The sequence below is a fragment of the Sphingomonas sp. VDB2 genome (assembly GCF_047946695.1).
Taxonomy (GTDB): domain Bacteria; phylum Pseudomonadota; class Alphaproteobacteria; order Sphingomonadales; family Sphingomonadaceae; genus Sphingobium; species Sphingobium bisphenolicum.
In genome coordinates this window covers 1,728,878-1,741,062 of record NZ_CP159615.1, presented here as the reverse complement: position 1 = coordinate 1,741,062, position 12,185 = coordinate 1,728,878, and the positions used below count along the sequence as shown (strand labels likewise).

The 12,185-nt window shown below is 63.9% G+C and carries 5 protein-coding genes and 1 tRNA gene; 3 read left to right on the top strand and 3 right to left on the bottom strand.

What is annotated here, in order from left to right; genetic code table 11:
* Positions 1–2 precede the first annotated feature (2 nt).
* The 3 genes from ABT375_RS08525 to ABT375_RS08515 are packed head-to-tail and all read left to right on the top strand — an operon-like array spanning position 3 to position 3,264.
* On the top strand, positions 3–1,274 hold the full coding sequence (locus ABT375_RS08525; RefSeq protein WP_416464751.1) for a PepSY-associated TM helix domain-containing protein: 1,272 nt from the start codon (positions 3–5) through the stop codon (positions 1,272–1,274).
* Between the two features lie 42 nt (positions 1,275–1,316).
* Positions 1,317–2,933 (top strand): NAD(P)/FAD-dependent oxidoreductase, encoded by a 1,617-nt coding sequence (locus ABT375_RS08520; protein WP_416464750.1) that lies wholly within the window; start codon positions 1,317–1,319, stop codon positions 2,931–2,933.
* A gap of 16 nt (positions 2,934–2,949) precedes the next feature.
* Positions 2,950–3,264, top strand: a complete 315-nt coding sequence (locus ABT375_RS08515) for a hypothetical protein (RefSeq protein ID WP_416464749.1) — start codon at positions 2,950–2,952, stop codon at positions 3,262–3,264.
* Positions 3,265–3,333: 69 nt separating this feature from the next.
* On the opposite strand, the gene ABT375_RS08510 is transcribed toward ABT375_RS08515, so the two are convergent.
* From ABT375_RS08510 to rpoB, 3 genes are all read right to left on the bottom strand, one after another.
* Positions 3,334–3,407 (bottom strand) — tRNA-Gln (locus tag ABT375_RS08510).
* Positions 3,408–3,649: 242 nt separating this feature from the next.
* A complete protein-coding gene (gene rpoC, locus ABT375_RS08505) occupies positions 3,650–7,936 on the bottom strand; it encodes a DNA-directed RNA polymerase subunit beta' (RefSeq protein WP_261936340.1) in 4,287 nt (1,428 codons plus the stop codon).
* Between the two features lie 84 nt (positions 7,937–8,020).
* Positions 8,021–12,184 (bottom strand): DNA-directed RNA polymerase subunit beta, encoded by a 4,164-nt coding sequence (gene rpoB, locus ABT375_RS08500; RefSeq protein WP_416464748.1) that lies wholly within the window; start codon positions 12,182–12,184, stop codon positions 8,021–8,023.
* Between the last annotated feature and the right edge of the window lies 1 nt (position 12,185).

The following is a 12,185-nucleotide window of genomic DNA, read 5'->3' as shown; positions in this document are numbered from 1 at the left end:
CCATGGCGGAAGGCGCATTCTATCGTGCGATGTGGCGCTGGCATTTTTATGCCGGTTTGATCGTCCTGCCCATATTGGCGTTGATGGCGGTGACTGGCGCGCTCTATCTCTACAAGCCGGAGGTGGAGGCCTTGCTCTACCCGATGCGAATTACCGCGCCGCCCCATGCGCGGCCATTACCGCCCTCGAAAATCATTTCGATATCGCAACGAATATCGAGCTATCGGGTTACGCAGTTATTGATCCCGGCCGCTCGGACGGAAAGCTGGCGGGTCACGGCCAGGGCGGAAAATGGCGATTCAACTGTCCAACTCGTTGACCCATTTAACGGTCGCGTCCTCGGCGCGATGCATGGTGGCGGGGTCATGAAGACGATCAAGGATCTGCACAGCCTGGCGCTGACCGGCCCGATCGGCAACCGGCTGGTGGAGGTCGTCGCGGGCTGGGCGATCCTTTTATGCGTCACCGGCGTCTATCTGCGCTGGCCCCGTCGCGGTCGACCCGCACTGGCGTTACGAGGCCGACCGATCGGGCGGCTGTTCTGGCGCGACCTGCACGGCACGCTGGGCTTTCTGTCAGCAGGGGTCATCCTGTTCCTCGCGGTGACGGGGATGCCCTGGACCGACATCTGGGGCGGCGGATTGCGCGCGGTCGTCGCCGCCAACGATTGGGGCCGACCGAAAATGGCGGTCATCCCATGGACCGCACCGGCCAGGGACGCGCTGCCCTGGACCCTGCGCGACGGCGGCGGCGCGGTGGGGACCATCGGCGACATCGGCGTGGATGCGGTCGCGGGGATCGCCGCGGCGCGCGGGCTGCGCCATGGCTATCAGATCATCCTGCCGTCCCATCCCGGCGCGCCCTATCTGGTCGCGAGCCTGGTGCAACGCGCCGACGACGCCCGCGCCCTCACCATCGACGCGGCCAGCGGCGCGGTGGTGCAGGATATCGACTGGCGCATGTTCGGTCCGGGGGCGAAAGCGGTCGAATGGGGCATCGCCGCCCATCAGGGTCAGCAATATGGCGCGGCCAATCGCCTGTTGATGCTGGCGGGCTGCCTCTGCCTGCTGGCACTGTGCATCACCGCGCCGATCCTGTGGTGGAAGCGGCGCAAGCATGGCCGCCTGCGCGCGCCGTCCGCCGCCACGCCCGCCGCCCGGCGCATGGTCGCAGCGCTGATGCTGGGACTGGGCATATTCTTCCCGCTCACCGGCCTGTCGATGCTGGCCGCGCTGGCGGGCGAATGGCTGGTCGGGCGGGTGCGGATGGCCTGACCGCCATTTCATTTCCGGTCCCGACGCACTATGGGCGATGCCATGATCCGCCTGTCCGGCCTGAAACTGCCCCTCGACCATAGCGCCGAGGCGATGCCCGCCGCCATTTGCGAGCGCCTTGGCCTCGAACCGCAAGAATTGCGCGGCCATAGCCTGGTGCGGCGCGGCAACGACGCGCGCCGCCGCTCCGCCATCCTGCTCGTCTACACGCTCGACGTCGATGTGGTGGACGAGGCGGCCGTGCTGGCGCGCTTCGCTGACGATCATGACGTCCGGCCCACCCCCGACACCGGCTATAAGTTCGTCACCCATGCCCCCGACGGCTGGCAGGGCAAGCGCCCGGTCGTCATCGGCGCGGGGCCGTGCGGCCTGTTTGCAGGACTGATCCTGGCGCAGATGGGCTTCCGCCCGATCATCCTCGATCGCGGCAAGGTGGTGCGCGAACGGACCAAGGACACATGGGGTCTTTGGCGCCGTGCCGAGCTGAACCCCGACAGCAATGTCCAGTTCGGCGAGGGCGGGGCAGGCACCTTCTCCGACGGCAAGCTCTATTGCCGGGTGAAAGACCAGCGCTTCCTGGGCCGCAAGGTATTGGAGGAGTTCGTCGCCGCCGGTGCGCCCGACGACATTCTCTGGGAAGCCCATCCCCATATCGGCACGTTCCGGCTCGTCACCATGGTCGAGGCGATGCGCCGCCAGATCGAGGCACTGGGCGGCGAATATCGCTGGCAGCAGCGCGTCGACGATCTGGTGCTGGAACGCACGGGCACGGGCGAACAGCGCTTGCGCGGCCTCGTCCTCCACGACGGCAGCGTGATCGATACCGACCATGTCGTCCTGGCCGTCGGCCACAGCGCCCGACCCACCTTCGCCATGCTCCACGGCCGCGGCGTCCATATCGAAGCCAAGCCGTTTTCGATCGGCGTGCGGATCGAACATCCGCAAAGCTGGGTCGATCGCGCCCGCTACGGCCAATGCGCCGGCCATCCCGATCTGGGCGCAGCCTCCTACAGCCTCGCCCATCACTGCGCTAACGGCCGTACTGTCTATAGCTTCTGCATGTGTCCCGGCGGCCGCGTCGTCGCCGCTACGTCGGAAGAAGGGCGCGTCGTCACCAACGGCATGAGCCAATATAGCCGCGCCGAATTCAACGCCAATTCCGGCCTCGTCGTCGGCATCGATCCGGCGCGCGACTATCCCGACGGGCCGCTGGCGGGCATCGACCTGCAACGCCATTGGGAATCCATGGCCTATGTCGCGGGCGGCTCCTCCTACTGGGCGCCGGGCCAGACCGTGGGCGACTTCCTCGCCCGCCGCCCTTCGACACAATTAGGCGAGGTCGTGCCGTCCTATAAGCCGGGCGTGACCCCGACCGACCTGGCGCGCTGCCTGCCCGATTATGTGATCGAGGCGTTCCACGAAGCGCTGCCCGCCTTCGGCCGCCAGATCGCCCATTATGACCATCCCGACGCGGTGATGACGGGCGTGGAAACGCGCACCTCCTCGCCCATCCGCATCACCCGCGGCAAGGATTTCCAAAGCCTCAACGTCATCGGCCTCTATCCGGCGGGCGAGGGCGCGGGCTATGCCGGCGGCATCCTGTCCGCTGCGATCGACGGCATCAAGGTGGCGGAAGCGGTGGGCATTCAATTGGCATAAGCCGCCTGCGTCAGCGATGAAGCTTGACTGGCTCACATCCTTCCGCGACCTTCGGGCCATGACTCCGATCGAACGCGCCGCTCGCGCTCTATGCGCCCTTGATGGCCAGCCTGAAGACGCCCCCGTCGCTGACGGGCTGATGTGGCACGGCTACATGCCCCAGGCGCTGGTGGTGATAGAAGCGCTACACGAGCCCAGCGCGCGGATGAGCGAAGCCGGAGCCGAACTCGTTCGCTATGTGAGTCCTGAACAGCCCCTGCCGGCGCATCAGGGGGATGCCGCCAATATATGGCGTATCATGATCGACGCGATGCGGAAGGATATACCCTGATCTGCCCATGAGCATGGCGCGCATATCGGCGCCTTTGCCATGTTGCGGCGTGACTATCTGGGGAAGTTTTGGATGCCCGACAAGGACTCGAACCTTGATTGACGGAGTCAGAGTCCGCTCTCTTACCATTAGAGGATCGGGCATCAATCCCTGGCGCGTCGCGCCTGGGAGGCCGCAAATAAGCGCGGTTCTGGCGATGGTCAAGAGGTTTGTGACACGGATCGACCCACTTTTTGAAAGTCGGGCGACCGATTTTTCCCCGCAAAAAGAAAGCCCGCCGGCACGCATGGCGCGTCCGGCGGGCACGGTCTTCTCTCCCTTGCGGGAGCGAAGGGCATGGGAGCCACCGCCTATATAGGAAGCGGCTCCCGCAGTTTCAAAGGGCTTATTCGCCGTCGCTCTTCAGCAGGTAATCGCCCGCGTCCGCATCGGTGCCATGGGTTTCCCCTTCGACAGCGGCCAGCGGATCGTTGCCGATCGCTGCTTCCGGACCCTGCGCCAGTTCGGCCGCACGTTCGGCTGCGGCCGACTTGGGGGCGATCAGATCGACCTGGCTCGAAGCGCGCAGCGCGGCCCGCAACGCCGCGTCACGCGACGAGGCGGCGACGCGCAGGCGGTTCATGCCCGCACCGGTACCTGCCGGGATCAGGCGGCCGACGATGACGTTCTCCTTCAGGCCGACCAGCGTGTCCTTCTTGCCCTGGACCGCCGCTTCCGTGAGGACGCGGGTGGTTTCCTGGAAGGACGCCGCCGAGATGAACGAACGGGTCTGCAGCGACGCCTTGGTGATGCCGAGCAGCACCGGCTTGCCCGCCGCGGGCGCGAAGCCCGCTGCCAGCTTGCTGTTGATCTCGTCCATTTCCTCGCGGTCGATCTGCTCGCCCACCAGCAGGGTGGTGTCGCCGGACTCGATGATCTCGACCTTTTGCAGCATCTGACGAACGATCGTTTCGATGTGCTTGTCGTTGATCTTCACGCCCTGCAAGCGATAGACTTCCTGGATTTCGGCGACCAGATATTCGGCCAGCGGCTCGATGCCGAGCACTTCCAGAATGTCGTGCGGATCGGGCGAACCGCCGATCAGGTTGTCGCCGCGCTTCACGAAGTCGCCTTCCTGAACGTCGATCACCTTGCTCTTGGGGATCAGATATTCGACCGGCTCGCCGCCATCTTCGGGATTGATGGCGATCTTACGCTTCGCCTTGTAATCCTTCAGGAACTGGACGCGGCCCGACACCTTGGCAATGATCGCATTGTCCTTGGGCTTGCGGGCTTCGAACAGCTCGGCGACGCGCGGCAGACCACCGGTGATGTCGCGGGTCTTGGCCGCTTCGCGGCTGACACGCGCCAGCACGTCACCGGCCTGCACCTGGGCGCCATCGTCGACCGACAGCGTCGCACCCACTGCCAGCATATAGCGGGCGGCTTCGCCGGACTGATCGTCCAGCAGGGTCAGGCGCGGGCGAAGGTCTTCCTTGGTGCGGGCGGCACCACGATGTTCCGTCACGACGCGCTGGGCGATACCGGTGGCTTCGTCGGTCTGTTCGGTCAGCGTCTTGCTGTCGATCAGATCGACATATTTCACGATACCCGGCTTTTCCGTGATCACCGGCATGGTGAACGGATCCCACTCGGCGAACCGCTCGCCCTTCTTCACGGCGTCGCCATCGGCAAACAGGATGGTGGCGCCATAAGGCAGGCGATGGGTTTCGCGCTCGCGGCCTTCGCTGTCGATGATTGCGATCTCGCCGTTGCGGGCGAGCGACAGGCGACGGCCATGCTTGTCGGTGATGGTCGGCATGTCACGCAGTTCGATCGTGCCGTCCGCCATCGATTCCAGGTTCGACGTTTCGTTGAAGTTCGCCGCGCCGCCGATGTGGAAGGTCCGCATGGTGAGCTGCGTGCCGGGTTCACCGATGGACTGCGCCGCGATGACGCCGACCGCTTCACCGATATTCACCGGCGTACCACGCGCCAGGTCACGGCCGTAGCATTTGCCGCACACGCCCATCCGGCTTTCGCAGATCAGGGGTGAGCGGATCTTGACGGCCTGGGTGCCGATCGCCTCGATCTTGGCGATCATCGGTTCGTCCAGCAGGGTGCCGATCGGGATGACGATGCTGCCATCCTTGCTGTCGACGATGTCCTGCGCCGTGGTGCGGCCCAGGATGCGCTCGCCCAGCGAGGCGATGACGGAACCGCCCTGGACGATCGCCTTCATCTCCAGCGCCTTTTCGGTGCCGCAATCTTCCTCGACTATGGTGCAGTCCTGCGACACGTCGACCAGACGGCGGGTCAGGTAACCCGAGTTCGCCGTCTTGAGCGCCGTATCCGCCAGGCCCTTGCGCGCGCCGTGGGTAGAGTTGAAATATTCAAGAACGGTCAGGCCTTCCTTGAAGTTCGAGATGATCGGCGTTTCGATGATCTCGCCCGACGGCTTGGCCATCAGGCCACGCATGCCGGCGAGCTGCTTCATCTGCGCCTGCGAACCACGCGCACCGGAATGCGCCATCATGTAGATCGAGTTGATCTGCGCGAGGCGGCCGGTCTGCGGGTCCTTGGGCTGGGCCTTGATCTCGTCCATCATGGCGTTCGCGACCTGGTCGCCGCAACGGCTCCAGGCGTCGATCACCTTGTTGTACTTTTCCTGCTGGGTGATCAGGCCGTCCTGATATTGCTGTTCATAGTCGGCCACCAGCGCCTTGGTTTCGGCGACGGTGCCTTCCTTCGAGTCCGGGATCACCATGTCGTCCTTGCCGAACGAGATGCCGGCCTGGAACGCGTGGCGGAAGCCCAGGCTCATGATGGCGTCGGCGAACAGCACCGTGTCCTTCTGGCCGGTGTGGCGATAGACCTCGTCGATCACGTCGCCCACATCCTTTTTGGTCAGCAGGCGGTTGACGACGTCGAACGGCACCTTGTGCGACTTGGGTAGGCATTCGCCCAGCAGCATCCGGCCCGGCGTAGTCTCGTAGCGCTTGAGATAGGCGTTGCCCGCCTCGTCGGTCTGCGGCACGCGACTGATGACCTTGGAATGCAGCGTCACCGACTGGGTGAAGAGGGCCTGATGGACCTCCTGCATGTCGGACAGCAACATGCCTTCGCCCGGCTCGCCTTCGCGTTCCATCGACAGATAATAGATGCCCAGCACCATGTCCTGCGACGGCACGATGATCGGCTTGCCGTTGGCGGGCGAGAGGATGTTGTTGGTCGACATCATCAGCACGCGCGCTTCCAGCTGGGCCTCAAGGCTCAGCGGAACGTGGACGGCCATCTGGTCACCGTCGAAGTCGGCGTTGAAGGCCGAGCAGACCAGCGGGTGAAGCTGGATCGCCTTGCCTTCGATCAGCACGGGTTCGAACGCCTGGATGCCCAGACGGTGCAGCGTCGGCGCGCGGTTCAGCATGACCGGATGTTCGCGGATCACTTCGTCCAGGATATCCCAGACTTCCTTGCGCTCCTTCTCGACCCACTTCTTGGCCTGCTTTAGGGTCATGGACAGACCCTTGGCGTCGAGGCGGGCGTAGATGAAGGGCTTGAACAGTTCGAGCGCCATCTTCTTGGGCAGGCCGCACTGATGCAGCTTCAGCTCAGGACCGGTCACGATGACCGAACGACCCGAATAGTCGACGCGCTTGCCGAGCAGGTTCTGGCGGAAGCGGCCCTGCTTGCCCTTGAGCATGTCGGACAGCGACTTGAGCGGACGCTTGTTCGCGCCGGTGATGACGCGACCACGACGGCCATTGTCGAACAGGGCGTCGACGGCTTCCTGCAACATGCGCTTTTCGTTGCGGACGATGATGTCCGGCGCGCGCAGTTCCATCAGCCGCTTCAGGCGGTTGTTGCGGTTGATGACGCGGCGATACAGGTCGTTCAAATCCGACGTCGCGAAGCGGCCGCCGTCCAGCGGCACCAGCGGGCGCAGTTCGGGCGGAATCACGGGGACGACGTCCAAGATCATCCATTCGGGGCGGTTGCCCGATTCCAGGAAGCTCTCGACGACCTTCAGGCGCTTGATGATCTTCTTGGGCTTCAGTTCCGATTTGGTGACGGCCAGCTCGTCCAGCAGCGCCTGCTTCTCGCCTTCCAGGTCGAGATCCATCAGCATCTGCTTGACCGCTTCCGCGCCGATGCCGGCGGAGAAGGCGTCTTCGCCATATTCGTCCTGCGCGTCGAGCAGTTCGTCTTCGTTCAGAAGCTGGAACTTTTCGAGCGGGGTCAGGCCCGGCTCGGTGACGATATAGGATTCGAAATAGAGGACGCGCTCAAGCTGCTTGAGCTGCATGTCGAGCAGCAGGCCGATGCGCGAGGGCAGCGACTTGAGGAACCAGATGTGCGCGACCGGGGCGGCCAGCTCGATATGGCCCATGCGCTCGCGGCGCACCTTGCTCACCGTGACTTCGACACCGCACTTTTCGCAGACGATGCCCTTGTACTTCATGCGCTTATACTTGCCGCACAGGCATTCATAATCCTTGATCGGACCGAAGATGCGCGCGCAGAACAGGCCGTCTCGCTCGGGCTTGAACGTGCGGTAGTTGATGGTTTCCGGCTTCTTGATCTCGCCGAAGGACCAGGACCGGATGCGTTCGGGCGAAGCCAGGCCGATCTGGATCTGGTCGAAGGTTTCCGGCTTCTGGACCGGGTTCGCGAAGTTGGTCAGTTCATTCATAATATCAGTCCCTCTAGAGGGTAAATGTCCGGGCGAAGAAGGGGAGCGGGCACTGTCTTCGGGAGACAGCGCCCATAGAGTCCCTTATTCTGCGGCCTGCGCGAAGCCGTCGTCGTCGGGCACCTCGTCCATCGTGGCGAGTTCGACGTTGAGGCCCAGCGAGCGCATTTCCTTGACCAGCACGTTGAAGCTTTCGGGAATACCGGCCTCGAACGTATCGTCACCCTTGACGATCGCCTCATAGACCTTGGTGCGGCCGACCACGTCGTCCGACTTCACCGTCAGCATTTCCTGCAAGGTGTAGGCCGCGCCATAGGCCTGGAGCGCCCAGACCTCCATTTCACCGAAGCGCTGGCCACCGAACTGCGCCTTACCACCCAGCGGCTGCTGCGTGACAAGCGAGTAGGGGCCGATCGAACGGGCATGGATCTTGTCGTCGACGAGGTGATGCAGCTTCAGCATGTAGATGATGCCCACGGTCACCTTGCGGTCGAACCGATCGCCGGTGCGGCCGTCATACAGGTCCGACTGGCCCGACGTGTGCAGGCCGGCCAGCGACAGCATCGCAGACACGTCCGCTTCGCGGGCGCCGTCGAACACCGGCGTCGCCATCGGGATGCCCCGCTGGAGATGCTCGGCCAGATCGATGATCTGCTCGGGCGAGCGTGCTTCGATCTGCTCGGCATAGCGCGGACCATAAGAGGTCAGCAGCCGTTCCTTGACCGCGTCGGGCATGTCGCCCGCCGACGGGTTCGGATTGGCCTCGCGCCAGTCTTCCAGCGCGTGCTTGAGCTGCTGGCCAAGACCGCGGGCAGCCCAGCCCAGATGCGTTTCGAAGATCTGCCCGACGTTCATGCGCGACGGCACGCCCAGCGGGTTCAGCACGATGTCGACATGGGTGCCGTCTTCCAGGAACGGCATGTCCTCGACCGGCAGGATGCGCGAAATGACGCCCTTGTTGCCGTGACGGCCGGCCATCTTGTCGCCCGGCTGCAGCTTGCGCTTCACCGCGACGAACACCTTGACCATCTTGAGCACGCCCGGCGGCAGTTCGTCGCCACGCTGGAGCTTGTCGACGCGATCCTCGAACTTGTCGACGATCGACTTCACCGCTTCGTCATACTGACCCTTGATCGCCTCGATCTGGGCCTGGCGGCTGTCGTCCTCGACCGCGAATTTCCACCACTCGTGACGCTCGACTTCGGCCAGCAGGGCCTCGTCGATCACGACGCCCTTCTTGACCCCCTTGGGAGCCGCAGACGCGATCTGCGTCAGCAGCATTTCGTGCAGCCGGTTGAAGGTGGCGCGGTTGAGGATGGCGCGTTCGTCCTCGCGATCCTTGGCGAGGCGGTCGATTTCCTCCCGCTCGATCGCCATGGCGCGCTCGTCCTTGTCGATGCCATGACGGTTGAAGACGCGGACTTCCACGACGGTCCCGGCAACGCCCGGCGGCAGGCGCAGCGACGTGTCGCGCACGTCGGACGCCTTTTCGCCGAAGATCGCACGCAGCAGCTTCTCTTCCGGGGTCATCGGCGATTCACCCTTGGGGGTGATCTTGCCGACCAATATGTCGCCCGGCTCCACTTCGGCGCCGATGTAAACGATGCCCGCCTCGTCGAGGTTGCGCAGCGCTTCTTCACCGACATTGGGAATGTCGCGGGTGATGTCCTCCGGCCCCAGCTTGGTGTCGCGGGCCATGACCTCGAACTCCTCGATATGGATCGAGGTGAAGACGTCGTCCTTCACGATCCGTTCGGAGATCAGGATGGAGTCTTCGTAGTTATAGCCGTTCCAGGGCATGAACGCGACGAGCGTGTTCCGGCCCAGCGCCAGCTCGCCGAACTCGGTCGACGGGCCATCGGCGATGACGTCGCCGGCTTCGATCAAGTCGCCCACCTTCACCAGCGGACGCTGGTTGATGCACGTGTCCTGGTTGGAACGCTGGAACTTCTGAAGCGTGTAGATGTCGACGCCCGACTGACCGGCTTCGATGTCGCCGGTCGCGCGGATGACGATACGGGTCGCGTCGACCTGATCGACGATGCCCGCCCGCTTGGACGCGACGGCCGCGCCGGAGTCACGGGCGACCGTGCCTTCCATGCCGGTACCCACGAACGGCGCTTCGGCCCGTACCAGAGGCACGGCCTGACGCTGCATGTTCGAACCCATGAGGGCGCGGTTCGCGTCATCATTTTCCAGGAACGGAATGAGCGATGCGGCGACCGACACCAGCTGCTTGGGGCTGACGTCCATCAGGGTGATGTGATCGCGGGGCGCCATCAGGAATTCGCCGGCTTCGCGCGAGGAGATCAGATCCTCGACGAAATGACCGTCGGCACTCACTTCGGCGTTGGCCTGCGCGATCGTGTGCTTGGCCTCTTCCATCGCCGACAGATAGACGACGTCGTCGGTGACCTTGTTGTCCACGACCTTGCGGTACGGGGTTTCGATGAAGCCGTACTTGTTGACGCGGCTGAAGGTCGCGAGGCTGTTGATCAGGCCGATGTTCGGGCCTTCAGGCGTTTCGATCGGGCAGATGCGGCCATAGTGCGTCGGGTGAACGTCGCGGACTTCGAAGCCCGCGCGCTCGCGCGTCAGACCGCCCGGCCCAAGCGCCGACACGCGGCGCTTGTGGGTGACTTCCGACAGCGGGTTGGTCTGGTCCATGAACTGCGACAGCTGCGACGAGCCGAAGAATTCACGCACCGCGGCCACGGCGGGCTTGGCGTTGATCAGGTCGTTGGGCATCACCGTCGACACGTCGACCGACGACATGCGCTCCTTGACGGCGCGCTCCATGCGCAGCAGGCCGACGCGATACTGGTTTTCCAGCAGTTCGCCGACGGAACGGACGCGACGGTTGCCGAGGTTATCGATATCGTCGATTTCGCCCTTGCCGTCCTTCAGGTTCACCAGTTCCTTGACCACGGCGAGGATGTCCTCGACGCGCAGGGTGGTGACCGTGTCCTCGGCATCGAGGTCGAGGCGCATGTTGAGCTTCACGCGGCCCACGGCCGACAGGTCGTAGCGCTCCGGATCGAAGAACAGACCGGCGAACAGCGCTTCGGCGGTTTCCTTCGTCGGCGGTTCACCAGGACGCATGACGCGATAAATGTCGCTCAGCGCCTGGTCGCGATCCTCGGCCTTGTCGGCCTTGAGCGTGTTGCGGATCCAGGGGCCGGTGCCGACATGGTCGATGTCCAGCAGTTCCAGGCGGTCGATGCCCGCCTTGTCCAGCTTTTCGAGATTTTCAGGCGACACTTCGTCGCCGGCCTCGATATAGATTTCGCCGGTGCTCTCGTTGATGAGGTCATAGGCGCTGTAGCGGCCATAGACTTCCTCGGTCGGGATCAGCAGCGTTTCCAGGCCGTCCTTTTCCGCCTTGTTGGCGGCGCGCGGCGAAATCTTGGTGCCGGCGGGGAAGATCGCTTCACCGGTCTTGGCATCGACGATGTCGAAGGCGGGCTTCAGGCCGCGCCAGGCTTCGGCGAGATAGGGGATCACCCAACCACCTTCGCCGCGGACATAGGTCACCTTGTTGTAGAATTCGCCCAGGATATCTTCCGGCGTCAGGCCCAACGCGAACAGCAGCGCCGTGACCGGCAGTTTGCGCTTGCGGTCGATACGGACGTTGACGATGTCCTTGGCGTCGAATTCGAAGTCGAGCCACGAACCGCGATAGGGGATGACGCGCGCGGCGAAGAGATATTTGCCCGACGAGTGGGTCTTGCCACGGTCATGGTCGAACAGGACGCCCGGCGAACGGTGCATCTGCGACACGATGACGCGCTCTGTGCCGTTGACGATGAAGGTGCCGTTGCCCGTCATCAGGGGCATGTCGCCCATGTAGACGTCCTGCTCCTTGATATCCAGGACCGAACGGGTTTCGGTGTCCTGATCGACTTCGAATACGATCAGGCGCAGGGTAACGCGCATGGGCGCCGCATAGGTGATGCCGCGCTGACGGCATTCCTCGACGTCGTACTTGGGGTCTTCCAGCTCATAATGGACGAAGTCCATTTCGGCGGTGCCGGCGAAATCGCGGATCGGGAAGACGCTGCGCAGCGTCTTTTCCAGGCCCGACACATAGCCGATCGACGGGTCGGACCGGAGGAACTGTTCATAGCTCTCCCTTTGGACCTCGATCAGGTTGGGCATCTGCACCACTTCGTGGATGTCGCCGAACACCTTTCTGATGCGCTTCTTCGCGCCGGTGTTGCTGATCGGGGGGAGAGCTCTGGTCGCCATG